We start from the raw sequence: 24,833 nt of genomic DNA on the forward strand, positions 1-24,833 counted from the left end.
CCTTAAATGGCATAGATCGTGATGTCGGCAAGCGCCGAGATATCTGCAGCGGCGGCCGCAGCAGTGGCAGTGGCATCACCTACGAGAAGGTTTTCGGCCACGACGGTTCCATGCCGAACGACACCGGCGACGGTGGTTTCGGCGGTATCGATCTCCTCAACCAGAACCCCTTTGGGAACTTTGGTCGTATCCGTTGCGGCTGGATCATATGGAACATACGCCCCCGCGCCGTCAAGCGCTACGATTAGCCCCTTGGGAAGTAGGCCCTGAGCTGCGGCAAACGATCCCGCCACGACGACACCCGGATGGGTGCGGTCGATGATCGGTTTGTCGTCGAAAGTGTTGGTACCGAGATTTGCTTTGAACATCTCCTATCCTTTTTTTAGAATTTTGTCGGATCGATATAGGTATCGTTTCCGTTTGAACCGTGCTGCTTGTTATCGAACATGTCGTCTTCGGGCTTCTGGATCATCGGCTTTGCCGAAGCGATAAACGCGTCAAACCCCTCCGGGTCGCTTTTGCACATTTTCAGCGCGTGATCCTTTTGATCCGGGTGCAGTTTTTTGGCGGCGATCGCCGCTTCCACTTTTCCTTCCGCCTGAGCGTCAGCATGTTTTTCGTTTTCGGCTTTGAGCGCTTCGTTGTCGGCCTTGAGCTTTTCGTTCTCCGCCTTGAGCGCCTCCTCTTCTTCTTTTGTCATGGTCCCTTCCTCCTTTTCGTGGTTGGTCTGTGTGAGTTTGTTGAGCCGCACCTCTCCGAGCTCTTCGAGAAACGGCTTGTTCGTCAGCGCGATCGAATGGAGCGTCCACCCGATGTTGCTGCCGTCCGTCTGCGCGAGCGTGTTCGGAGCGAACACCGGGGAGAGGTAGCGGTATTCCTTGGCCGCGATGTGTGCGGCCGCTTTTTCGGTCCACTCGATCTTTGCCCAGAGCTCTCCGTTCTCGGCCTTGAGCGATACGGGGTCTTTTTTGACCCATCCGGATGCCGGAGCGGTAACGCCACAGAGGGTCTGGTGTTCGTAGTCGACGACGATATCGATCGCCGCACGTTCGTAGTTGGAGACCATCTGCTCGAAAATGTTCTGGTTCATCTCGAACGTTCCGCTGCTGTGGCCGTCCCATTTTCCGGTCACGCCGATTTTAATCCACGGCGAATCGGAGGTAATTTCCAGTGATTTTTTCAGGACGACCAGGTTTTCGGTCGGACCCGACAGTACGATCAGCACGGGGGTGTTCATGCAATCTCCTCGTTTATGGTTTGGTTGTACAGGGTGGCGGTGATCGTCATGAGGTAGACGTTCAGGTAGGCGGAATCTTTGGCGGCATCGAATATTTTTTTGTACTTGATCACGTTAATGGGATCGGAGCCCCCTACCGACACGCGCATCAGCGACTGGCGGATCCCGAAGATGTAGTCCAGGAGCGAGACGTTCGTTTCGCTGCGCAGCTGCTCCTGCGCCGAATAGGTGACGTGCGCTATATATAAAGAAAAAGTGACGTTTTCGCGGTAAAGCTCATCGGGTTTGGCCTCGACGAAATCGACCATGACTCCGGGCAGGAACGTTTTGAATATCTTGGCCTGTTCGGGACGGTCGAATTCTCCGAAGTACTCTTTGACATTAAGACCGGTGGCCTGCAGATGTTCAATCAGTGCCGACTGGAACGTAGCGATCACGTGCGCCCTTTTTCTGAAATGATGGCGTATCGTACCTCCTGTGCGTCACGCTGCGCGACTCACGTACCGGAGCACGGTTCCTGAAAAAAGGAGTTGAATAGAAAAGCGGAAAGGTTTAGGGGCATCATTGCAGCGACCATAAAAAAAGGTGCGTGAATGGAACTCCTGAGTCAGATGATGCCGTTGCTCAATTTCGCGATGGTATTCATCGTGATCCCTCTTTATAAAACGATCCGAAATCAGGAGACCCAGATCGGGCAGCTCAAGACGATCATCACTGACCAGCAAAAACAGATCGAGCTGCTCGAAGCGATCGTATTCGAATCGGCCAGCGCCGAAGTCGTCCGGAAGCACCTGCTCAGACGGGGGAACCATGTCCAACGAGACTGAAAACCTGATCCAATACGGAACCATCGTATCGGTAGATCCGCAAGGCCGTGCGCTTGTACGTGTCGAGATCGACGAGCGCATTACCGACTGGATCCCTTACAAGATGAAGGCATCGTCTTACATCAAAATATGGATCCCGCCGCAGATCGGCGAGCAGGTCGAGGTCGTTTCTCCTTTCGGTGAGGGAGACAGCGGCCATGCCGAGGGATCGATCTACAACAAATCGTGCAAAGAACCCGACGGTGCCAACTCCCATACGACGATCATCGAGTGGCACAACGGAGCACGGGTGGCGGTCGATACCCAAGCAGGGACGATGGACATATCGAACCCGGGGGATGTTTCGATCACGGCTCCTATTGTAAAAATTAACGGCAACCTCGCCGTCAGCGGCATGATCACCGACTCCAGAGGTGATTTGACCAACTTCACTACAACAGATGGGGCGGCACGAGCATGAATCTCGCACAGCGCATCACCCGTATTTTGACGACACGGCTCGGCGAACGGGTAGGTATGCCGACGTATGGATCGGAACTCTACCGGCTGCGCGATCGCGGTCTCACTCAGGAAACGCGGCTGCTGTTTGCAAAATACTGCAAAGAGGCGATCGAGAAGTGGGAAAACGTCAAAGTTACGAAAGCAGAGCTGACATCTCTCGATGCGGTCAACGGGGTATTCGGATTTACACTGACGCTATCAAACGGTGACGCGCTCACCGGGGAGGCTGTGGCATGAACATCCCTCCGATGTGTGAGATCAAAACTTTCGATCAGATCAAAAGCGAGCTGGTGGCAATCCACCAGACAAACGTGCCAGAGTACATTCCGAACGAATCGGATGACACGATGCCGCTCATCGGTACGTTCAGCTACCGGGAACTGCAGCTTCGCACCCATGTAAACGAACTGGTGCGCCAGAGTTTCTGGCAGACGGCGACGGGAGAGTACCTGGACTTCCACGCTGCCGAATTTTTTATTAAGCGGGACAAAGGGGCCAAGCCTACCGCTACGGTCAAGTTCACGCTGAACACGACGCTTCCATCCGCCTATGTGTTCGAAGCCGGTCTTGTCCTGGTCAATACCGACGGGTCCACGGCCGAACTACTCGCGGATGTCACGATCGGCGCCGGGATGACTGAGGCAGACGGGATTGTCGAACTGCAGATCTATACGGCAGGATCGGATGCGACCGTGGTGTCTACGATGGTGCCGAAGGCGTATTTGTCATCGACCACACAGCTCACCCCCTACGCCAACGGTTCAAACCCTATGGAAGATGAAGCGCTAAGAGCCCTGATCGCCCTGGCGGACGAGCAGTTTACTACGGCAGGAAGCATTCAGAGCTACAAGTACTGGGCGCGCCAGTCCGATGCGCGAATCGACGACGTCCATGTCTACCGGATCACGCCCGGAGAGGTCGAAGTCGTAGTCCATAGTCTTGTCGGTGTGGATGCGGCGATGCTCAGTAGGGTCGAATCGTCAGTTTCTGCAGAAATCCACAGACCGCTGAACGATACGGTCAATGTCCGTGCGGCTACGATCATCAACTACACGGTGGCTGTGGTGATTTCCGTATCGCCGGATGTCGACGCCGCAACAACTCTGGCCGAGGCGAAATCCAGACTCGAAGAGCGGCTATCGGCGATCGGGATCGGCAAGAGTGTCACGATCGGGATGATTATCGCGGCCCTTTCGGTGGACGGGGTCGAGGATGTCAGCGTAAGCTCACCGGCGGCAACCGTCGGATGCGGAGAGGACGAGGTCGCCATCCCGACCACCGTGGAGGTGTCCGTTGGCTAATCTGATCCCCCAACACTACACCGACCGGGAGAGAAAGCTCGACCTGATATGCGAGGCGGTATTTGAGCGGATCATGGGCAGTCTATGGACCGGACGTCTGCACGATCCCATGACATGCGACGCTCGGTTCTTGTTTGCGGTCGGGAAATACTACGGCGTAGAGTACTGGTGGCAGAACATCACCGAAGAAGAACACCGAGCGATCATCGCGGCATTCCCGATGATCAAACGCAGACGCGGAACGCTGTGGTCTGTCAAGCAGGCACTCAACGTTATCGACAAATATGGCCGTATCACAGAAGGGGATTTCCAATATAAACATGACGGTATTGTATTCAGAGACGGGAGTGTGCAGCGCGGCTATGCTTCACACTGGGCCGAGTTTGTCATTGTTGCAAGCCGGGCAATATCCAATGCCCAGGGGCTTCAGCTTCGCAAACTGATGGAGAGTGTAGCCCCTGCCAGATCGAGATTGATCCGTATCGACTATACGATCGCAGCGCTTACACGCAACGGAACTTTTTTCCGTAATGGAACTTATAACAGAGGAGCTGCATAAATGGCCTATTTAGATGAAGCAGAAGTATGGGAAGAAGGCATTTACCAATGGGAAACAACCGATCCGCTAATCGGAGGCCCGAATGGTATCGATAACGTTCCGACGAAACAACTGGCAAATCGTACCGCATGGCTGAAAAAACTATTCACAGACCTGTTCAACGGGGAGGTATCTGCCTTGAAGGCAGACACGCTTACCACAGCGCGGAAGATCAATGGGGTCAACTTCGACGGATCATCTGATATTACGATCACAGCTGAACCAACTGAGCATACTCACAATGAGATTGTGCCTGCCGGTACTGTTTGCTATTTTGCTCAGAGCACTCCTCCTGGCGGTTGGATCAAAGCCAATGGAGCGTTGGTATCGAGAACTGCTTATGCGGCTTTGTTTGCTGCTATCGGTACTACATTCGGTGCTGGAGATGGGTCGACTACATTCAAACTGCCTGATTTGCGTGGAGAGTTTCTGCGCGGATGGGATGATGGCAGAGGCGTGGATAGCGGTCGTGCATTTGGTAGTTCACAATCAGGAGATATCCAGTCGCACTCACACAACCTTGGGCTATACGGTAACGTACCAGCTGTTACCAGTGTAGCTGCTTCATCTGGATCATCATTGGGTGCGTGGGCTACAACTACATCATCAGGCGGTTCAGAAACGCGCCCACGCAATATCGCCATGCTTGCATGCATCAAATATTAAGGAGTTCCTATGGAAATCTACAATTATGAAGAAAACGGAAAATTCGCAGGGATCTCAAAAGCTGATCCATCCCCACTCGAACCAGATACGTACCTGATCCCGGCCCTAGCGACGGATAAGGCACCGCCTATCGCCAAGGACGGCTTTGAAATCTACTGGAACGGAACAGCATGGGAGTACCGTGAGGCTCCCAAAGAAAAACCGGAACAGCCAAACGAATACAGCTTATGGAATGAAGCTTCGTGGGTGTGGGTCGAGGATGCCGAACTGAAAGCCGCATTTGATCGGAATGTGTTTAAATCCGCCCGTCAGGCATTGGTTGATGCGATCAAAGTCACTACGGCATCCGGCAACACGTTCGATGGCGACGAAACCAGCCAGACACGGATGAGCCGTGCGATCCTTGGCATGACAGACACCGATACGATCCCGTGGATACTCGCCGACAATAGCGTCATCGAGGCCACCCGCGCAGAACTGACTGAAGCGATGCGGCTTGCCGGGATGGAGCAGGCCCGGATCTGGGTGATGCCGTCATGATCCGCCCACTTTTTCTGATGTTGTTGTCACTGTCCGTCGTAGGGATTGTAACTCTGCCCGCGATCGCGGCCAACACGGTCCGGAAACTCTACCGCCGCGAATCCATCCGGGAGTACTTCCATACGATCGCGATCGGGTTTGACCAGGCGGGAGGATCGATACTGTACGCTAAAGAAGACTGGACCGTGAGCAGCTGGACGTATGTATTGCACACGACCGGCAACCGGCACGCCACGGTGTTCATGCGATTTATCGATCTTTTGTTCGGGAAGAACCACTGCAAACAAAGCTGGGAGTGGGAATCGCAAAAACACCGATCGGAAGCATGTGAAGAAAAAAATTACCAAATCAAAGGGGGTAACAAACAATGAGTCTCAACTATGGAATTAACGGGGATATCAGCGTCGCTGCGGCACGTGCGATCACGGTCGCTTCGTCGACTCCGATCGCGATCGTAGCGACTACCGATTCCGGACCGCAGGGGATGAACTTTTACGGCTCTGCCGAAACGGCCATTACGGCGTATGCGGGTGCAACGGAGGGAACGCTTCTGGACGCCCTCAAAGATATCGATGCGCAGGCTACCACCTGCCCGATCATCGTCTACGCGATCGATTCGGTGACGGCTGATGCCGCTGCCATGATCGCTGGGGTGGATGCACTCAGAAATGCCTACAGTGTGACGGGATACCGCCCCGATCTGATCGTATGCCCGGAATGGTCCGGCACCCTCACCGTTGCGACGGCTATGGATGCGATGGCTACTCGCCTTTGGGCGACGGCGATCGTGGATGTAACTGCGGCCAACGAAACCGAAGCTTTGGCGTTCAAGGCCAACTTCGGGACCCGGTTCGTGTTGCTGGTCGGTCCCGAAGAGGTCACCATCAACGGCAGATCGGTGGCAGGTTCTGCCGGATGGGCCGGTCTGATCGCCTACTATGACGGCGCGAGTGCTTTCGGGTGGGCAGAGTCGCATTCAAACCGCGTCATGAAAGGGGTCAGCTCCACGACCCGCCTGATCGATTACGCGGACGGACAGGATTGTGAGGCTCGCCGGTTGCGCCAAGCGGGTATCGCCTCGGTCGTGCGCGACGAGGGATGGCGAACCTACGGATTCGAAACGACCGATATCGACCCAATCTGGCAGCCGCTCAACCGCGTCCGGACGTTCTACAAAATGCTCCGGGCCATGATGCAGGCTGCCAAATGGGCACGCGACCGTCAGGCTGACGAGCTGCTGTATGTCAAAAAATCGATCGAAGAGTTCATGCGCGGCCTCAAAGGTGCAGGTGTCGCTCTGGGATTCGAGGTTTTCTTCGATACCGAGAAGAACACGAAAGCCACCGTTACAAACGGTCAGTTTTTTCTCACGGTCCGGTTCCAGGATATGCCAACGATCCGCGAACTCAACATCGAGCTGGTCTACGTCGACGATTACAGCGACGTCCTGCTCACCATCATCAACGGGTAAGGAGTAAAGTATGGCATCAGTCAAAGAGCGCCAGGTATGGCGTGACATGAACATCCTGATCGAAGGGATCGGGAATCTCGGAGTCAGCAAAACGATGGAAGAACCAAAAATCGAGTTTCTGACCAATGAACGCGACGGAGCGATCGCTATGGAAGAAGTCGTTCCGCTGATCAAGGCGATGAGCTCGAAAATTACGCTGAACGAGTACAACTCCGAAGCGTATGCCGCCGCCGCGAAACAGTTCGGGAGTGCCCCGACATTCTTTTGCAAAGGTTCCATCGTACAGGGCTCGGAAAAGATCCCTGTGCTGATCACCATCAAAGGCAAAGTCAAAGTCCTGGAGGACAAGATCCCCGATCGCGGCAAAGAGGTGGAGCAAACGCTCGAAATCGCAGTCGAAGCCTACAGCAAAGAAATCGGCGGCAAAAAAGTGGTTGATATCGATGTCAAAAACCTGATGTGCGAAATCGACGGAGTAGATCTTTTCGCAGAGCTTCGCGCTCATATTCAGTAAAGGGGTGATCAATGTTTAATGAAGAGCATTTCAAAAAATACGATGAGTTTATCGAAACGCTTCCGGACGGGGGCAAAGAGGTAACTCTTTCAGGCGGAGAAAAAGTAGTCATGCGTGAGCCGACGGTTCAGGATCAAATCACTGCAAGCAAGATGGGTAGTGCTGCCGAGAACGAGATCACGTTCATTGCGAATCTGAGCATGAAAACGCCTGCCGAAATCAAAGGGATGAAGCTCAAAGATTACAGTCGACTGCAGGCGGCGCTGAACCATTTTTTGTTCTAAGCCGGGAAGAGTGCATCTCTGGCATGGCGACACTTGGCCATTGGCTTCATTTTGGCTATGCAGATATGCTTGGGATGGACATGACGACGTTCATGTCTTTTCTGGAAGAAACCGAACGTTTATCGAAACATAGCCTGTAAATAAACAGAAAGGAGAATATATCATGGAAAGAATGCTGTCACTGGGGCTGGTCCTTACTGCAAAAGATATGTTCTCCCCCATGTTCTCGAAATTAAATTCGGGTGTTGGACAAGTCACTTCGAAGCTCGAATCATTCAATACAACTACCTCTAAATGGGGAACAGGGCTAACTGCGATCAGTGCCTCCACGCGTGGAATGAGTGAAACCGTCATCAGCTCGTTTGCCGATCTCGAAAACGCTCGGACGCAGCTCGAAAACACCCTTATGAAATCAGACGGGAGCGTCGGCTCCTATTTCAAACAGATCGATGCACAGGCCATGCAACTCGGAAATGCACTTCCCGGAACCACTGCCGATTTCTATCAGATGGCTTCCTCGCTTAAAGCGCTCGGAGTCGAAGAAAAAAGTATCATCGGGGGTGCCTTGCAATCAGCAGCATATCTCGGTGTCGTTCTGAAAATCCCCTATGAAGAAGCCGCAACAGCAACCGCAAAATTCAAAGAGGCCCTAGGTATCGCCGATCAGGAGTTGCTCCCTTTTATCGATGATATCCAGCGCCTCTCGCACATGGGAGTTCAGGTAGGCGAAATGAGCTTCGCATTCTCGAAGATCGGGGCCACGATGAAAGGGCTCGGGATGACAGGGCTCAAAGCGGCTCGCGACGTCGAGCCTCTGATCGGGATGCTGATCAAGTCCGGTTTCTCTGGAGAGACGGTAGGTACCAACCTGGGGAACATCATCAAAAGCGCCGTTTCCTACGAAGGAAATAAAGATCTCGATGCATTGGGCATAAAACTCAATTTTACCGATGCATCCGGAAATTTCAAAGGGACGGCCAATATGATCAAAGAGCTCGAGAAACTCAAAGCAATCAAAAGCGATACTGCTCGGCTGAACATTATCGAATCCATTTTCGGTAAAGGTGAAGCATCAGGGATGGCCAATGTTCTTATCCAAAACGGAACATCGGGGTTGCAGGCATTCAATAAAAAGATGCAGGAGCAGGCAGACCTAAATACGCGTGTAGCCAATTCGTCAAAAACGCTCGGGAATATGTGGGAAGCGTTCCAAGGTACGATGAGCAACCTCTTTGCAATCATGGGAGAGAGCGTTGCTCCAGGCTTAAAGAGTATGACCGGTTGGCTCAATAACGCCACCTCATCAATATCCGACTTTTCAAAAGAACACCCCATATTGACACAGGGTCTGTCATGGATCGTCGTAGGGCTTACTGCAGTTACATTCGCAGCAGGTAGTACGCTGATCGCGGTAAGCGTTTTGGGTAGATCCTTTGCCATGACAAAAGCATTGTTTCTTACTACAGCTGGTGAAGCGACCCTGTTGAGTAAAGCGATTTTATTTGTAGGAGGAGCCGTAAAAACAGTAGGGCTTTTTTTGCTCACTAACCCAATAGGCTTGGCAATCACCGGGATTGCAACGGCAGCATTCCTGATTTACAAATACTGGGGCCCTATCAAAGCGTTCTTTGCGGATATGATCAACTCGATCGGAAGTTGGTTCAATAATCTGTTTGCGTGGTTTGACAAAAAGATCCAAACCGTCGGATCAACGATTCAAAAAGTTAAAAGTTTTTTCGGAGAAAATGACGCTGCCCCCATTCAAAGAACACCGAATCCAAGGGTAGCAGCGGTGCGTGGAGTGGCACAAAAAGCCGGAACAAGCAACACGGTGAACGTCAATATCACAAACCCGAATTTTACTTCCAAAGAACACGCCGCAGCCACCCAGAAGCAGATCGATGAGCAGGTGCGCAAAGCGATGGCCCGACAAGCGAATGACAAAAAAGACCGGAGCTACTCATGATGGCAATGATCGGCGATTTCGCCTTTGATATCCGGACGAATGATTTCGACCGGCTGAGCCGCTCTCTCAGCTATAGCTTCGCGGAGATCCCGAAGGCGCAGAACTATGAAGGATCGCAGAGCGTCGGTAAGGATACGGAGGAGATCAGCCTATCGGGAAGCCATATCACCCTCCGAAGCGGACTCAAGCCGCTGGCCGCTCTCGAAGCGATCGCCAATAAAAAACAGGCGGTTCCCTTTATCATGGGGTACGGCGACGTTCTTGGAGACTTCAAGATCACAAAGATCAGCGAAGACCGATCGGTATTCCTCGAAGACGGAAAATCTCTGCGCGTCGAATTTTCGATCGATCTCAAAAGGGTCCGGTCATGAAACACACCGTAGCGACTCATGGCGACCGTCTCGACCGCATCATTTACGCTTACTACGGTACTTTGGATGTGATGAACGAAGTGATGATGGCCAATGTACATCTCATGAAAAAAACGATCCTGGATGATGGAGACAAAGTCTATCTGCCGGATATCGAAACGGCCACCCCGGAAGAGAAAGGGGTAAGTCTATGGTAAAAATCCCCGATTTTCGCATTACGGCCAACGGCAAAGATGTGACCGAACAGCTGAGGAAGTATCTGATCGGTATCGACTATACCGATGACATCGACAACGAGGCAGACGGATTTTCGATCAAATTCCAGGGAGAAAGTTTCACCCCCCCATCATTCAAAGACGTGCTGAAGGTGTGGCTCGGGTATGCCCACGACCTCTGGTATATCGGGTCATTCAGCGTCCTCAAGTCCCGCCTCGATTACGAGACGATGGAGATAGAGGTGACGGCGACTCCGGTCGATTTCGGAAGCGATATCAAAGAGAAACGCACGACCGCATACGACAACGCCACGCTCCAGCAGATACTCGGGAAAATCGCGGCCAGACACGGCCTGAGCGTAAAGAACAGCTTCCCGAAACACACCTATACCCACAAGGCTCAGACGAACGAAAGCGATCTGGTATTCATGCGCCGCCTTGCACGTGAGCTGGGGGCAACGTTCGCGATCAAAAACAACACGATTCTCTTCCGACCGAAAAAAGGGGGAGATCAGGAATCGGAGCTTCCGGTGCTCACTATCGATGCCAAACAGACCAAAGGGCTCTGGCTCGAGACGCTGGACAAGACCGTTTACCGATCGGCGGTAGCGTCGTGGCACAGTACGAAGGAAAACAAGACCAAGCGGGTCACTGTGGGCTCCGGGAAACCGGTATTGAAGGTTCGGGGGTCGTTCAAAGATGAGGCGGATGCACGGATTAAGGCAAAAGCCAAACTCGAAGGTTCCAACCGTGGCAACGTTCGCGGGGGGTTCGAGCATGAAGGGATCAACGTGATCGCCGGGGCGAAGATCGATCTGCCCAACCTGCCACCGGGGTGGCCGACGTCGTTCGGGGTCAAGCAGGTGCGCCACTCATGGGGGGATGGCGGGTACACGGTCAACGTGGAATTTGAAAATTAAGGAGAAACAATGAAACAAATCAAACGAATCGCCCCGGAGATACTGATCTCGATCGCACTGCTCTGGGTATTTTTCAGCGGGGTCTATATGGCCATGCCTCCGGCGATGCAGCTGCTCGGAGTAAAAATCGTCCTGGTATCTGTCGGTATCCTGCACGCGCATGCCGCCGGAAAGATCCTTTTTAAACCGGTGGACTGGAAAGATCCGTTTCGTCCGGAACACATCGTGAGAATCGTCCTCTATGCGGTCATTCCTCTTTGTTACGCTTTTGGCGGTTGAGCTGTTCGCCGGGGGTTCGATCTCTCGGTGCCAGTCCTACGTCCAGGAAGTGCGCCGGGCGCACTGGACTCAGTTCGGAGTCGACTACCCGTACCAGTACGGCGTCGGCCAACTGGTGCAGGAGTCCGGGTGCCGCAACGTCCTGAGCTATGACGGGGTTGGGTCGCATGGTCTGCCCCAGATCACATGGCGGTGGCATAAGGCCACCCTGCAAAAGCACGGCATCCGCTCACTCGATGCAATCGGCGATCAGCTCAAAGCGCAGGCGATCCTGATGCGGCAGATGTGGGTTCCGAAGTATGGGCTGTGGGTGACATACCAGGTCTACAACGGCGGCGGTCTGGTGCTCAAAGAGATTAACCGCGCCGGGGGCGAGAACTGGGAAAAAGCAAAGGCAAGTTGCAAACGCGGCCAGAGCTGCTTCACCTATCCGTCCGGTAAAAAAGAATGTGTCTCGAACTGCGAGATCAACTACGACTATTCGGTCAAAATTTGGAAATACGGAGGACAATATGGGGGCGTTAAATCAGCTGGCCGGTACCGCTATTGGTAAAGCCGTTTTATGGCTATGTGCGTTTCTGGCGATCGCCGTGGCGGTCATGGCGGTGTTGGTGTTTCTGCTCAAAGCGGAACTGCGTCTGAAGGATGCGGAGATGGCCACGGAGGTGGAGACCCGCAAAGGGATCGAAACGGCCCTGTCGTTTCAGTCTCAAATGATCGATACAAACCGTGTCGACCATGAAAACAATCTCAAGATCGCCCAGGACAAAAACAGCCGGGTGCAGATCCGGTACCACGACCGGGTGATGGCGATCTACCAATGGAAACAAGGAGAAAGCAATGTTACGTGTGACGATCTTGTCGATGCTCTTGATAGCTATCAGTATTAGCGGGTGTGCCGATCCAAAGCCGATCGTTCCAGTTCCGCAGCGGTGCGTACCTCCCTATACACCGGAGCCGGTGATGGACAACGCCCCATGCCCGAAAGACGATAAAGCAAAGCGGTACAAATGCGTACATAACAAGGTACTCAAAAACATCGAAGCGAAAAACAAGTATGCGGAAGAGCTGAAGAATAACGGCGAAGTCTGCAGATAAAAAAGACCGCCCCTACCCCCTCAAGATAGCTGCGGTACCGGAATTATGTCCGGTATCTTAGATTGGCCGTGAAAATATGACACGGCGCAAAGGAATCTTATGCAGCGTCTCAAAGCCCCGTTCGCTTGGATTGGGGGCAAATCCAAACTTGCCGACGATATCGTGGCCATGTTCCCAGAGCATCGCCTCTACGTCGAAGTGTTCGGAGGAGCCCTCAACGTCCTCTACCGAAAACCCTCCCCCGCCTCATCCCGCATAGCCGAAGTGGTCAACGACATCAACGGCGAGCTGATCAATCTCCATCGGATCATACGGACAAATCCGCAATCCTTGTCGACGTGTCTCAACCGGCTGCTGATCAGCCGAGAGGTCTTCGCCGATATTCTCTCCGGGCGCATGAAACCGACCAACAACATCGAGCGCGCAGCATTCTACTATTACCTGCTCACCCAGAGCTTCGGAGCCAAAGGGACGACGTTCGCCATGAGCGCCAAGAGCAGACGTCCCAAAGACATCTACAAGGACTTCGGCCAATGGTCGCGCCGGTTGAAATTTGTCACGATCGAGCACATGAGCTTCGACCGGCTGGTCCGGACGTATGATGCCGATGATGCCTTCTTCTACTGCGACCCTCCCTACGTGTCGACCGAGAGCTACTATCAGCATACCGGAGGGTTCGGCGAAGCGGAACACCGGCAACTGTCCGAGCTGCTTCACGGTATCAAAGGTAAGTTTCTCTTGAGCTACAACGACTGCGATCTGGTGCTGGGACTCTATGCTGACATGAACATCCGATCGAGCAAGCCGATCGATTACACCCTTCGAGGAGCACATCAGAAGAAAGAGGTTCGGGAGGTGTTTATTTCGAATTATTAGGGGGAACGCCCTCTAATAATTTACGATTTGAATTTGAAATGAAAGTGTTTTGATCTCAAAAGGCTGTCATTATAGTTTTTGTTATTTGAATTTGAAATGACAGTAAAAATAGTCTAAAAAGCGGTTTTATGTGCGCGTACTTTCATTTTAAATTCAAATTACTATCATTTTAAAATCGGTTGTACAGGTTGTACAAAAAATCGAGGAAAAATATGATCCGTTTGGGCTCGATTTGGGCACAAGGAAAAAAGAAGTTGTTCGGGAAGCCCACAAAATAGGCTGAATCAGTGGTACCAGTGGGCGGACTCGAACCGCCACGACATCGCTGCCAACGGATTTTGAATCCGTCGTGTCTACCATTTCACCACACTGGCATGCTGTGAAGAGGTGGAATTATAGGTTTGCTTTGCTTAAACCTGAGTAAAAAACTATTTGGGACACTCCCTAATCCGATTTGCGTTTTTGCCGATATTGGTAAATGGAACTTTTGTTGCTTAAGGGCAGAAGCAGATCCAATCAAGGAGTATTCAAATGCGCGTTACATCTTCTTCGTTCTACAATAATATTTACGGTGAGCACAATAAAGCCAATCGTCAGATGTTCGATGTAACGAAACAGATTTCCTCCGGTCTGAAAATTCAATACGCGCATGAAGATCCTACGATATTCGTCGATACATTACGTCTGGACAGTGAAATCACGACGTTGGTCCAGGTTCAAAAGAGTGTCGATAACGGTTATAAATTTTCGAGCCAGACCGACTCGACGATCGGGCAGATCGTCGAAAAACTCGAACAAGTAAAAGTAAAGATGCTTCACGCGGCCAATGAAATCCATTCCGACATCAGTTTGCAGGCTATTGCCAAAGAGCTTCGGGGGCTCCAGACCAATCTGATTTCGCTGGCGAACAGTTCTATCGGTGGTCAGTTTCTCTTTTCCGGAAGCGCGACGACGACTCAGCCTATCAGTCAGGACGGAACGTATCAGGGTAATGACGAGAATCTTGAATCGTTTATGGGAACCGGTTTGACACAAAAATACAACTTGACCGGGGCACAGCTGTTTCTCGGAGAAGAGAAATACGTCAACCGGACGGTTGTGACCAACATGGAACAGCTGCTCGCCGCGGATCAAAGTGCGATCACTCCTTCCAGTACCATTGCCGATTTAATGGGAGATACCACCGGGGCGATGAGCCAACCCTCTTATTTTTACATCAACGGAACACGAAGCGACGGAACCGCATTCAAGTCGGCGATCGAAATGGATGCGAACGAAACGGTCGATGACCTGCTGAAACGAATTGCTCTCGCATACGATCCCAATCAGACCAACCCGCAGGGTGACCAGGTAGAGATAACTCTCAATTCCGGTGGACAGATCCAAATCGTCGACCGTTTCAAAGGTTCCAGCCAACTCGATTTTCACATGGTCGGGGCGGTCGATTTAAGCGGAAGCGGTGCCGCCGATGTTACCGATATCGACGCATTGCAGCTTGGAACGACCGATTTCGCTGCTGCGGCAGCCGCAGGTGGACCGCCAAACAGTATTTTTGTAAAAGAATTTACCCGCAGCGGTTTTTCCACCCCTACCGGAACGGCCAACACCATCGAAGGGATTAATTACGACCGTACCAACTTTGTCAAAGACGGTGCGAGCCTGATTTCCAACGTCCCGCAAATCGTCAAATCGGATAATTCCGTAGCGCAGCCGACGACCAAGCTACTCGATGTCGCCGGGGTCGATTCCGCTACGAATACGCTTATCGGAACGACGCTGAACCTGCAGGGGAAAAATATCTACGGCGTAGCATACGACCTTCAAATCAATCTAACCGCCGCCTCTTCGGTAAGCGGAACGGTTGGAGGGGTTCCCATCACCGGATTCAATATTTACAACGCGGATACGGCACGAACGGCGGCAGACGCCGATACGATGAGTTATCAGCAGCTTCTCGATGTTGTCAATATGGCCGTCAGCGGCTCGTTACCCGCTGCCAATACCGCAGCAGCCTACGATGCGGCGATCACTACCGCAAACTTACGATCATCGACCACTCTCGACTATGCCGGACGGATGGTGGTCAAGGATAAAATCTATACCGATACGCAGGCGGCAGTTTCGCTGTACGACAATACTTCCGACACCTATCCCGCCACCGACACCACAACCAACAGTGGTTCTTCTTTGGTTTTTAACGCCAACAGCGCCCTGACGGTACGTGATCCGAGAACCGATTTTTTTGCCCGCTTAGAAGAGATCATCCAGTCTGTCGAACAGGGCAAATACCGATCGGACGGCACGGACGGCCTTGATCCCCGAAACGTAGGGATCGAGGAAGCGATCGCCATGCTTGATGACATTACCGAACATACGACCCGGATGCAAACGGAGGCAGGAACTTACTCGCAAACCTTGCTCGGAGCGTCTGAACGGACCGAAATTCTGATCATGAGCGCGACAACGCTCCGTTCCGATGTCATCGATACCGACATCGCCGAAGCGCATCTGCGGATGCAACAGTTGCAGCTCAATTACCAGGCGATGCTCTCGAGTATCTCGAAAGTCTCCGAACTCTCGCTCGTCAACTATCTCTAAACTATGTCAAAAAAGCGGGGTTTCTCCCCTTTTTTGCTATAATCAGCCTACTTTTCAGATCCTCGGTAAGGAACATCCCATTTTACGCGATACGTTATTTATTGCCGGATTCGGCATCCTTTTTTATCTCGGCATCGCCACGATTATCGGCAGCGCATCGATCATCGGTGCATACGGGGCATCGTTTGCGGCCTACAATATCCATATTTTCGGCTACGTCGCCTATACCTATCTCCTTCTCCTGATGGTCCCCCTCTTTTACTGGCACAAATACGACGGCGGGCTTCATCGTCGGCTTGAAATGGCGGGGATTTTCGCGCTGCTTTTCTTCGCCCTCGTTTTTTTTCAGGCGCTCGTGGTCGAGGGACCTTACCGCGGTGCCTTCGGAGGCAGCATCGTCGATTTCCTGGGCGTTTACATCGGAACGTTCGGATTGTGGGTCCTGTGGCTGATGATTGTCGCCGTCTCGGTCATCGTCGTCATGGAGCAGAGCCTCGCGGAACTGGCCGAACCGCTCAAAGAATACATGGAAAAACCGCTTACCTCTCCCAAATCTCTCGATAAAAAAGCAGCCGGCGGCTTTACGGTTTCCCCTTCCTTCGACGACGTATCGGATGACGTTCCGACAATCCCGGTATTTCAGGAGCCTCTAGTCGAAAATGCCGTTTGGCCTGCAGCGGAGCCGTCGCCTCAGCCGACCGTTGCCGAAAAAAGTGCGGAGCGCCTCGCAACCGTAGCTGAGGAGGTTCCCTCCCAGCCGCTCCTGCAGGCCGTACCCGAAGCGGCGGCGGAACGTCCGAAAGAATCGACGATCCTGACCATGGCCAAAAAAGTCAAAGAGTCCAAACAGCAGGCTATCGTCGTCGATGAACTCGAAGAAAACAAAATGCTGCTCGAACAGATCGACCGGGGAGTGACCGAAAAACCCAAGAATTTCAAGCTCCCGCCCATCGATATTTTCCAGAATCCCCCCAAAAAGCAAAGCGGCATCGACGAAGCGGAACTCGACGACAAGATCAAAGACCTGATCGAGAAGCTCAAACATTTCAATATCGACGGCGACGTCGTACGCACCTACGCCGGCCCCGTGGTATCGACGTTCGAGTTCAAACCGGCCGCCAACATCAAAGTCTCGAAAATACTGGGGCTTCAGGATGACCTGGCAATGGCGTTGCGGGCACAGACGATCCGCATCCAGGCCCCGATTCCGGGTAAAGACGTCGTCGGGATCGAAATCCCCAACAAAAGCGTCGAGACCATTTACATCCGCGAACTCTTCGAAAGCCAGCTGTTCAAAGAGGCGGCCTCCCCGCTGACGCTGGTACTGGGCAAAGACATTGTCGGAAAACCCTTTATCACCGATCTCAAAAAGCTTCCCCATCTTCTCATCGCCGGAACGACGGGAAGCGGCAAAAGCGTCGGGATCAACGCCATGATCCTGAGCCTCCTGTACAAAAATTCCCCCGACCAGCTCAAACTGATGATGATCGATCCGAAAATGCTCGAATTTTCGATCTACAACGACATCCCCCATCTCTTGACGCCGGTCATCACCAAGCCCAAAGAAGCGATCGCGGCGCTGAGCAATATGGTGTACGAAATGGAGCGGCGCTACAAACTCATGAGCGAAACGCGCACCAAAAACATCGAGAACTTCAACGAAAAAGCGAAAAAAGAAGGGTACGAGCCGCTCCCCTACATCGTCGTCATCATCGACGAACTCGCCGATTTGATGATGACCAGCGGCAAGGATGTCGAATACTCGATCGCCCGCCTCGCGCAAATGGCCCGTGCCAGCGGTATCCACCTGATCGTTGCGACCCAACGTCCGAGCGTCGACGTCGTCACGGGGCTTATCAAAGCCAACCTCCCCTCCCGCATCAGCTACAAGGTGGGCCAGAAAATCGACAGTAAGATCATCCTTGACGGACAGGGGGCCGAATCGTTGCTGGGGCGCGGGGACATGCTCTTCACCCCTCCGGGAATGAGCGGTCTGGTCCGCCTGCACGCACCGTGGAGTACCGAAACCGAAATCGAAAAAGTGGTCGAGTTCCTCAAAGCCCAGCGCGAACCCGATTACGACCGCCGCTTCCTGCGCGAGAGCGACGATGCCTCCTCTCCCGGTGCAGGCGGAGGAAACGACGAAGAACTCGACGAACTTTACGAAGAGGCGAAAAGCATTGTCCTCTCCGAGCAAAAAACCTCGATCAGCTATCTCCAGCGCCGGTTGCAGATCGGCTACAACCGTTCTGCCCGCCTGATCGAGCAGCTCGAGAACAACGGCATCCTCTCCGCTCCCAATGCCAAAGGCAACCGCGACATCATCACCGACGATCCTTTCTGATCCCTTGCGGGATCGCTTCCTGCTCTCTTACTCTCCACATCAGATGTAACTTTTTTACCTACTTTCAACGAATCGTTTTATAGGCCGACCTTTTTTGTCGAATCAATGTGTTACCTAAATAAACACAATAAAGAGCATTTTTCAAAATAAATGGGTATATTTGTAACATTTGCAAAAAACCGATTTTTTTTCCTGATATAATGACTCAAAATTAACAGACACAGGAGTCACCATGGCTTTTATGGACGAATACAAAGCGCACGTTGCGGAGCGTGCCGCACAGGGTATCCCCCCTCTTCCACTCACAAAAGAGCAGGTAACCGCACTGATCGAACTGATCAAAGCGGAAACATCAAAAAACGCCGAGCTGGTCGATATGCTGGCCAACCGTGTCAATCCCGGCGTTGACGACGGTGCTCACGTCAAAGCGGCGTTCCTCCACCAGGTCGTTCAGGGGCAGGAAAAAGCGTTTCTTGCCGATTCGGGCGACATCGACAGCGTAGATCATAAAATCGCCGCCATCCGTATCCTTGGGAAAATGGTGGGCGGATACAACGTCAAACCTCTGATCGATGCCCTTTCCATCGACGCCCTGGCACAGGAAGCGGCCGACCAGCTCAAACACACGCTCCTCGTGTACGATGCGTTCAACGACGTCGTCGAACTTTCCAAAACGAACAAATACGCCAAAGAAGTTCTCCAGTCATGGGCGGATGCCGAGTGGTTCACCAGCAAAAAACCGCTGGCCGAAAAATTCAGCGTCGTCGTCTTCAAATTCCCGGGCGAAACCAATACCGATGACCTCTCACCGGCAAGCGCGGCATTCACCCGTTCCGACATCCCGCTTCACGCGACAACGATGCTCTCGGCCAAAATGCCTGAAGGTATCGCCAAAATCGCCGAACTGAAACAAAAAGGGATGCAAATCGCTTACGTCGGTGACGTCGTCGGAACCGGATCAAGCCGTAAATCGGCAGCCAACTCGGTCCAGTGGCACATGGGTGACGATATCCCGGGTATCCCGAACAAACGTACCGGGGGCGTCGTCATCGGCGGCATCATCGCACCGATCTTCTTTGCAACCTGTGAAGACTCCGGCGCATTGCCGATCGAAGCCGATGTAACCCAAATGGAGACGGGAGATGTCCTCGACATCGACACCAAAGCGGGAACCATTACGAAAAACGGTACCCAAATCGCTACGTTCAGCCTCCGTCCGAACACCATCGAAGACGAAGTGCGTGCAGGGGGACGTATCCCGCTCATCATCGGTCGCGGACTGACCGCTAAAGCACGTGCGGCGCTGGGCCTTGCACCCGCTACCATTTTCGCTCAACCGATCCAACCGGCCGATACCGGCAAAGGGTATACCCTTGCTCAGAAAATGGTGGGTAAAGCGTGCGGCATGGAGGGTGTACGCCCGGGTATGTACTGTGAGCCGATCACCAGCACCGTAGGGAGCCAAGACACCACCGGACCGATGACGCGCGACGAGATCAAAGAGCTCTCGGCTCTCGGGTTCTCAGCCGATTTCGTGTTGCAGTCTTTCTGTCACACGGCAGCCTATCCGAAACCATCCGACGTGAAACTTCACGCTACCCTTCCGGCGTTCATCTCTACCCGCAGCGGTGTAGCACTGCGTCCGGGTGATGGGGTTATCCACAGCTGGTTGAACCGTATGGTTCTCCCTGACACGGTCGGGACGGGCGGTGACTCTCACACCCGTTTCCCGATCGGTGTGAGCTTCCCCGCGGGTTCAGGTCTCGTTGCGTTTGCAGCGGTTACCGGCTCTATGCCGCTTGAAATGCCTGAGTCTGTTTTGGTCCGCTTCAAAGGGGAGATGCAGCCGGGTATCACCCTGCGCGACCTTGTTAATGCGATCCCGTACTACGCGATCAAGCAAGGGCTCTTGACCGTCGAGAAAAAAGGGAAGAAAAACATTTTCAACGGACGTGTTCTGGAGATCGAAGGTCTGCCCAATATGAAAGTCGAACAGGCGTTCGAGCTCTCCGACGCATCGGCGGAGCGTTCGGCGGCGGCATGTACCGTCCGTTTGAACAAAGAGCCGGTAATCGAGTACCTAAAATCAAACGTCACCCTCATCGAAGCGATGATCAAAGACGGATACGAAGATGCGCGCACCCTGCAGCGCCGTGCGGACAAAATGAAAGAGTGGCTCGCCAATCCGACATTGATGGAACCGGATGCCGATGCGGAATACGCGGCGATCATCGAAATCGATCTGAACGAAGTGAAAGAGCCGATTTTGGCATGCCCGAACGATCCGGACAACGTCAAATTGCTCTCTGAAGTAGCGGGTGAAGCAATTCATGAAGTATTCCTCGGAAGCTGTATGACCAACATCGGTCACTACCGCGCGGCGGGTGAAGTGATGCGCGGCGAAAGCAAAATCGCCGTTGAAAAATTCTGGATCGTACCGCCGACCCGTATGGATGAGCAACAGCTGATCAACGAAGGATACTACGATGTCTATAAAGCGGTAGCGGCTACTACGGAAGTTCCGGGATGTTCACTCTGTATGGGTAACCAAGCATCCAGCCGTGAGGGATCGACCGTATTCTCGACCTCTACCCGTAACTTTGACAACCGCCTTGGAAAAGGGACACAGGTTTACCTCGGTTCGGCAGAGCTGGCAGCCGTTTGTGCCGCTCTTGGACGTATCCCGACCGTAGCGGAGTACATGAGCATCGTTCCTCAAAAATTGGCTGGAAAAGCAGACGATGTCTACAAATATCTCAACTTCAACGAGATCAACAACTACCACCTCGAAGCGCGTAACGTTGCTGAGGAAAAATACGGCGTCACCATCAAAGCCGTTTAATCCTCGTGTTTCCTCTCCCGAAAGGGGAGGCCGCATGTGCTATAATGGCGTATCTAGTACGCAAAGCACACCTATGTCCCCTTTTGATTCCCTTCCCTTACGCCCCCAGCTCTTCAAAGCCCTTGCACGTCTCGGTTTTACCGCCATGACACCGATCCAGAACGATGCCCTTCCCCCCATCCTGGCAGGAAAAAACGTTATCGCCCGTTCCGCGACCGGAAGCGGAAAAACCCTTGCGTTCTCTTTGGGGGTGCTGGAGAAAATCGATCCCAAACGGTTCGAAATCCAGTCCCTTTTACTCTGTCCTACCCGCGAACTCGCCGAACAGGTCGCCAAAACCGTCCGCTCCCTCGCCAGTGAAATCGGTAACGTCAAAGTCCTGAGTCTCTGCGGCGGGGTGCCGATGCGGGGCCAGATCCATTCTCTCAAGCACGGTGCCCATATTATCGTGGGAACGCCGGGTCGGGTTTTGAAGCTGTTGCAGATCGACGCCCTCTCGCTGTCGGCGGTCAAGACGACAGTACTGGATGAAGCCGACCACATGATCGACATGGGATTTATCGAGGATATCGGCGCGATTTTGGAATACGTTCCGCGCAATGCGCAGCATCTTCTTTTTTCGGCGACCTATCCGGACGAAATCCTCTCGCTGGCCTCGTCGATCATCAGCGATCCCGTTTTTATCCGTTCCGAAAGCCCCGTTCAGGTTCCCAGAATCGAAGAGATCGCCTACCGCTGTACCGACAAGCCCACTGCGATCGCTTCGATCATGGCGACCCACGATCTGGACGGCGTCATGATTTTTTGCAACACGAAAATCCAGACCGATGCGCTGTGTACGGCGCTGAACGCGATGGGAATCCACGCGCTCGCCCTGCACGGAGACATGGAACAGTTCGACCGTAACGAAGCGATCATCCAGTTTCGCAACGGCAGCGCGACCGCCCTCGTGGCGACCGATGTAGCCGGGCGCGGCATCGACATCGACGGCCTCGACGCCATTATCAATTACGACGTACCGACCCAGAAAGAACGTTACCTTCACCGCATCGGACGTACGGGACGCGCTGGGAAAAGCGGCCTTGCGATCACCCTCTGCGACGACGAAACCCCTTTGAGGGCGATCGATGTCGATCTCCCGCTCCGTCCCCTGATCGATGCGTCGCCCAAACGGCTCCTACGTACCTCCTTGCAAACCCTCTGCATCGATGCCGGACGCAAAGAAAAACTCCGTCCCGGCGACATCGTCGGAGCTCTCATCCACGAATGCGGCCTCACCAAAGATCAGATTGGAAAGATCGATCAGCTCGATCACCTGAGCTACGTCGCCCTTCCCCGCTCCCTCGGGGAAAAAATTTACCAAAATCTCAAAAATCGTCCCATAAAAGGGAGAAATTTCAGGTTATGGCTGTTAGACTGATAAAGACAATTATGATAATTTATAATGCTTAAGAAGGATTTTTATGGCCAATCAAGAGCTAACGTTCGGGGAAGACGAATTCATCGTTTCCAAGACCGATCTTAAAGGCAAAATTACCTACGGTAATGCCCTGTTCATCAAAATGTCGGGCTATACGGAGCATGAGCTCATGCACAAGCCCCATAACATCCTCCGCCACGAAGAGATGCCCGCCGTCGTCTTCAAACTGCTCTGGAGCCGTATCCAGGCGGGGAAAGAGATTTTCGCCTACGTCAAAAACAAAACGAAAAACGGCGATTACTACTGGGTTTTCGCCCACGTCACCCCTTCGTTCGACGCCGGCCGCCAAATCAGCAATTACCACTCTGTACGCCGCAAACCGACCCAAAAAGCGCTTGACGCGATCAAACCTCTTTACGCGGCTCTTCTTCAAAAGGAAAAAAGCGGAGGGATCGCCGCATCCGAAGCGGCACTGAACCAAATCCTCAAAGACAAAGGAATGTCGTATGACGAATTTATCCTCTCTCTCTAAAGTCCAGTACGCCAATATCGCGTCGATCGCCCTCTTTATCGTCGCGCTGGTATTGGAAATGGTATTGTACGGCTGGAGCTGGGTCCGCCTGCTCAACTTTTTCAACTTTGCCCTCGCCTGGTTCGTCTTCATCAATATCCGCAAAGCGCAGGAAACCATCCATGAAGTAGCGGCCGTCATCAAAAGCGCCGAGAAAGGAGACCTCGAAAACCGGATCACGGGTATCCACGACCAGGGCGAACTTAACGACCTGTGCTGGAACACCAACAACATGCTCGACCAGACCGAAGTATTCATCCGTGAAATCCGCGCCAGCGTCGAAGCCTCCAGCCGCGACGAGTTCCACCGCCGTATCCTCGTCCAGGGATTGCAGGGCGAGTTCAAAGAGGCGAGCGCCTTCGTCAACAAAGCGATCGACGCGATGCACAGCAACTACCTCCACGTCCAGAAATCGATCCTCAACAGCGCGCTGGGCAAAATCGGCTCCGGCGTCGGCGGCGGGCTCGAAGTGATTCAGCACGATTTGCAAAACACGATTTTGCGCCTCCACAAAATCACCGAGATCAGTCAGGCTACCTCAAACAACTCATCGCAGACGGTGCATGAACTCGAAGAGATCATCAGCAAACTCAGCCGTCTGATCGAACTGGTCCAGACCTCTGCCGACGCGATCCACTCGCTGAACGAAAAAACGAGCGAAATCAGCTCGGTCGTCAACCTGATCAAAGACATCGCCGACCAGACCAACCTACTCGCCCTCAATGCCGCCATCGAAGCGGCACGCGCCGGGGAACACGGACGCGGATTCGCCGTCGTCGCCGACGAAGTGCGCAAACTGGCCGAACGGACCCAGAAAGCGACCGGAGAGATTGCCATCGCCGTTCAGACCCTACAGCAGGATACCACCGAGATCTATTCGAACTCCGAAGACATGAACGAAATCGCCAACGAATCCAGCCACGCGATCGAATCGTTCCGCCAGACGCTCCACACGTTCAACCGCGACGCCCAAAGCACGGCGATTCAGGCCACCGCGATCGAAAATACGACGTTCGTCACGCTTGCCAAAATCGACCACATCATCTTCAAATCCAACGCCTACAAATCGATCGTCAACGGAGTTGCGGAAACGGAGTTCGCCGATCATCACAATTGCCGGCTGGGGCAATGGTACGACGGCGGCGTAGGACACGACCGTTTCGGGCATCTGGGCAGCTTCAAGCCGATGGAAAAGCCGCATGAAGTGGTACACACAATGGTTCATACGAACATGGTTTTCATCGAAGGCGAAGACCGCTCGATCGAGCATCAAGAAGAAGTACTGAACAATTTCAAAACAATGGAAGTGGCAAGCCACGAGCTTTTCGACCTGCTGGACAATCTGATCAAAGAATCCGAAGACGACCTGATGAAACACGCGAATCTGGCCTAAG

29 protein-coding genes, 1 tRNA gene and 1 pseudogene are annotated in these 24,833 nt (G+C 53.1%); 26 read left to right on the top strand and 5 right to left on the bottom strand.

Annotated elements, in window-relative coordinates; all coding sequences use genetic code 11:
- Positions 1–2 precede the first annotated feature (2 nt).
- Genes AB1763_09435 through AB1763_09445 form a run of 3 tightly spaced genes read right to left on the bottom strand, consistent with a single transcriptional unit; the run spans position 3 to position 1,674 of the window.
- Complete coding sequence (locus AB1763_09435) at positions 3–368, bottom strand: head decoration protein (protein ID MEW5833044.1); 366 nt, start codon at positions 366–368, stop codon at positions 3–5.
- Between the two features lie 14 nt (positions 369–382).
- Entirely contained in the window at positions 383–1,237 is an 855-nt protein-coding gene (locus AB1763_09440) for a phage protease (GenBank protein MEW5833045.1), read from the bottom strand.
- Entirely contained in the window at positions 1,234–1,674 is a 441-nt protein-coding gene (locus AB1763_09445) for a hypothetical protein (protein MEW5833046.1), read from the bottom strand. Before AB1763_09445 ends, AB1763_09440 begins: the two co-directional genes overlap by 4 nt.
- Positions 1,675–1,830: 156 nt before the next feature.
- Between AB1763_09445 and AB1763_09450 the strand changes: the two genes are divergently transcribed.
- The 16 genes from AB1763_09450 to AB1763_09525 all read left to right on the top strand — a co-directional run bounded on the left by AB1763_09450 (position 1,831) and on the right by AB1763_09525 (position 11,690).
- Complete coding sequence (locus AB1763_09450) at positions 1,831–2,064, top strand: hypothetical protein (protein ID MEW5833047.1); 234 nt, start codon at positions 1,831–1,833, stop codon at positions 2,062–2,064.
- Positions 2,048–2,524 (top strand): phage baseplate assembly protein V, encoded by a 477-nt coding sequence (locus tag AB1763_09455; GenBank protein ID MEW5833048.1) that lies wholly within the window; start codon positions 2,048–2,050, stop codon positions 2,522–2,524. The genes AB1763_09450 and AB1763_09455 overlap by 17 nt, the downstream gene beginning before the upstream one ends.
- Entirely contained in the window at positions 2,521–2,802 is a 282-nt protein-coding gene (locus tag AB1763_09460) for a GPW/gp25 family protein (GenBank protein MEW5833049.1), read from the top strand. Before AB1763_09455 ends, AB1763_09460 begins: the two co-directional genes overlap by 4 nt.
- A complete protein-coding gene (locus tag AB1763_09465; protein MEW5833050.1) occupies positions 2,799–3,866 on the top strand; it encodes a baseplate J/gp47 family protein in 1,068 nt (355 codons plus the stop codon). Before AB1763_09460 ends, AB1763_09465 begins: the two co-directional genes overlap by 4 nt.
- On the top strand, positions 3,859–4,425 hold the full coding sequence (locus tag AB1763_09470) for a phage tail protein (protein ID MEW5833051.1): 567 nt from the start codon (positions 3,859–3,861) through the stop codon (positions 4,423–4,425). The genes AB1763_09465 and AB1763_09470 overlap by 8 nt, the downstream gene beginning before the upstream one ends.
- Positions 4,426–5,130 carry a phage tail protein gene (locus tag AB1763_09475; GenBank protein MEW5833052.1) on the top strand — a complete coding sequence of 235 codons (705 nt, stop codon included), beginning with the start codon at positions 4,426–4,428 and terminating at the stop codon, positions 5,128–5,130.
- A 9-nt stretch (positions 5,131–5,139) separates the two neighbouring features.
- A complete protein-coding gene (locus AB1763_09480) occupies positions 5,140–5,670 on the top strand; it encodes a hypothetical protein (GenBank protein MEW5833053.1) in 531 nt (176 codons plus the stop codon).
- Entirely contained in the window at positions 5,667–6,041 is a 375-nt protein-coding gene (locus AB1763_09485) for a hypothetical protein (protein MEW5833054.1), read from the top strand. The genes AB1763_09480 and AB1763_09485 overlap by 4 nt, the downstream gene beginning before the upstream one ends.
- Positions 6,038–7,141, top strand: coding sequence for a phage tail protein (locus tag AB1763_09490; GenBank protein ID MEW5833055.1), 1,104 nt, complete (start codon positions 6,038–6,040; stop codon positions 7,139–7,141). Before AB1763_09485 ends, AB1763_09490 begins: the two co-directional genes overlap by 4 nt.
- Before the next feature lie 10 nt (positions 7,142–7,151).
- Positions 7,152–7,655 carry a phage major tail tube protein gene (locus tag AB1763_09495; GenBank protein MEW5833056.1) on the top strand — a complete coding sequence of 168 codons (504 nt, stop codon included), beginning with the start codon at positions 7,152–7,154 and terminating at the stop codon, positions 7,653–7,655.
- Positions 7,656–7,666: 11 nt separating this feature from the next.
- A complete protein-coding gene (locus tag AB1763_09500) occupies positions 7,667–7,939 on the top strand; it encodes a phage tail assembly protein (protein MEW5833057.1) in 273 nt (90 codons plus the stop codon).
- Between the two features lie 163 nt (positions 7,940–8,102).
- A complete protein-coding gene (locus AB1763_09505; protein MEW5833058.1) occupies positions 8,103–9,905 on the top strand; it encodes a phage tail tape measure protein in 1,803 nt (600 codons plus the stop codon).
- Positions 9,902–10,276 (top strand): phage tail protein, encoded by a 375-nt coding sequence (locus AB1763_09510; GenBank protein MEW5833059.1) that lies wholly within the window; start codon positions 9,902–9,904, stop codon positions 10,274–10,276. Before AB1763_09505 ends, AB1763_09510 begins: the two co-directional genes overlap by 4 nt.
- Positions 10,273–10,473, top strand: coding sequence for a tail protein X (locus AB1763_09515; protein ID MEW5833060.1), 201 nt, complete (start codon positions 10,273–10,275; stop codon positions 10,471–10,473). Before AB1763_09510 ends, AB1763_09515 begins: the two co-directional genes overlap by 4 nt.
- Entirely contained in the window at positions 10,467–11,411 is a 945-nt protein-coding gene (locus AB1763_09520) for a contractile injection system protein, VgrG/Pvc8 family (GenBank protein MEW5833061.1), read from the top strand. The genes AB1763_09515 and AB1763_09520 overlap by 7 nt, the downstream gene beginning before the upstream one ends.
- A 9-nt stretch (positions 11,412–11,420) precedes the next feature.
- Entirely contained in the window at positions 11,421–11,690 is a 270-nt protein-coding gene (locus AB1763_09525; protein ID MEW5833062.1) for a hypothetical protein, read from the top strand.
- On the opposite strand, the gene AB1763_09530 is transcribed toward AB1763_09525, so the two are convergent.
- The gene (locus AB1763_09530; protein MEW5833063.1) at positions 11,659–11,889 is read right to left on the bottom strand and encodes a hypothetical protein; all 231 of its coding nucleotides are present in this window, start codon (positions 11,887–11,889) and stop codon (positions 11,659–11,661) included. The two genes, AB1763_09525 and AB1763_09530, sit on opposite strands and share 32 nt — an antisense overlap.
- Positions 11,890–11,964: 75 nt before the next feature.
- Here AB1763_09530 and AB1763_09535 point away from each other — a divergent pair, with 75 nt between their 5' ends.
- The 3 genes from AB1763_09535 to AB1763_09545 all read left to right on the top strand — a co-directional run bounded on the left by AB1763_09535 (position 11,965) and on the right by AB1763_09545 (position 13,664).
- On the top strand, positions 11,965–12,243 hold the full coding sequence (locus AB1763_09535; GenBank protein ID MEW5833064.1) for a hypothetical protein: 279 nt from the start codon (positions 11,965–11,967) through the stop codon (positions 12,241–12,243).
- Positions 12,203–12,580 carry a hypothetical protein gene (locus AB1763_09540; protein MEW5833065.1) on the top strand — a complete coding sequence of 126 codons (378 nt, stop codon included), beginning with the start codon at positions 12,203–12,205 and terminating at the stop codon, positions 12,578–12,580. Before AB1763_09535 ends, AB1763_09540 begins: the two co-directional genes overlap by 41 nt.
- 307 nt (positions 12,581–12,887) lie before the next feature.
- Complete coding sequence (locus tag AB1763_09545; protein ID MEW5833066.1) at positions 12,888–13,664, top strand: DNA adenine methylase; 777 nt, start codon at positions 12,888–12,890, stop codon at positions 13,662–13,664.
- A gap of 288 nt (positions 13,665–13,952) precedes the next feature.
- Here AB1763_09545 and AB1763_09550 read toward each other — a convergent pair.
- A tRNA-Leu gene (locus AB1763_09550) sits at positions 13,953–14,038 on the bottom strand.
- A gap of 157 nt (positions 14,039–14,195) precedes the next feature.
- Between AB1763_09550 and flgL the strand changes: the two genes are divergently transcribed.
- The 7 genes and pseudogenes from flgL to AB1763_09585 all read left to right on the top strand — a co-directional run bounded on the left by flgL (position 14,196) and on the right by AB1763_09585 (position 24,832).
- A complete protein-coding gene (flgL, locus tag AB1763_09555; protein MEW5833067.1) occupies positions 14,196–16,262 on the top strand; it encodes a flagellar hook-associated protein FlgL in 2,067 nt (688 codons plus the stop codon).
- Entirely contained in the window at positions 16,150–18,606 is a 2,457-nt protein-coding gene (locus tag AB1763_09560; GenBank protein ID MEW5833068.1) for a DNA translocase FtsK, read from the top strand. Before flgL ends, AB1763_09560 begins: the two co-directional genes overlap by 113 nt.
- Positions 18,607–18,838: 232 nt before the next feature.
- The gene (gene acnB, locus AB1763_09565) at positions 18,839–21,448 is read left to right on the top strand and encodes a bifunctional aconitate hydratase 2/2-methylisocitrate dehydratase (GenBank protein ID MEW5833069.1); all 2,610 of its coding nucleotides are present in this window, start codon (positions 18,839–18,841) and stop codon (positions 21,446–21,448) included.
- A 73-nt stretch (positions 21,449–21,521) separates the two neighbouring features.
- Positions 21,522–22,868, top strand: a complete 1,347-nt coding sequence (gene dbpA, locus AB1763_09570) for an ATP-dependent RNA helicase DbpA (GenBank protein MEW5833070.1) — start codon at positions 21,522–21,524, stop codon at positions 22,866–22,868.
- Positions 22,869–22,911: 43 nt separating this feature from the next.
- Complete coding sequence (locus tag AB1763_09575; GenBank protein ID MEW5833071.1) at positions 22,912–23,400, top strand: PAS domain-containing protein; 489 nt, start codon at positions 22,912–22,914, stop codon at positions 23,398–23,400.
- A 421-nt stretch (positions 23,401–23,821) separates the two neighbouring features.
- Positions 23,822–24,433 (top strand): annotated as a pseudogene (locus AB1763_09580) (methyl-accepting chemotaxis protein).
- Positions 24,434–24,481: 48 nt separating this feature from the next.
- On the top strand, positions 24,482–24,832 hold the full coding sequence (locus tag AB1763_09585; protein ID MEW5833072.1) for a CZB domain-containing protein: 351 nt from the start codon (positions 24,482–24,484) through the stop codon (positions 24,830–24,832).
- Position 24,833 lies beyond the last annotated feature (1 nt).

Source organism: Campylobacterota bacterium (assembly GCA_040752835.1).
Classification (GTDB): domain Bacteria; phylum Campylobacterota; class Campylobacteria; order Campylobacterales; family Sulfurimonadaceae; genus Sulfuricurvum.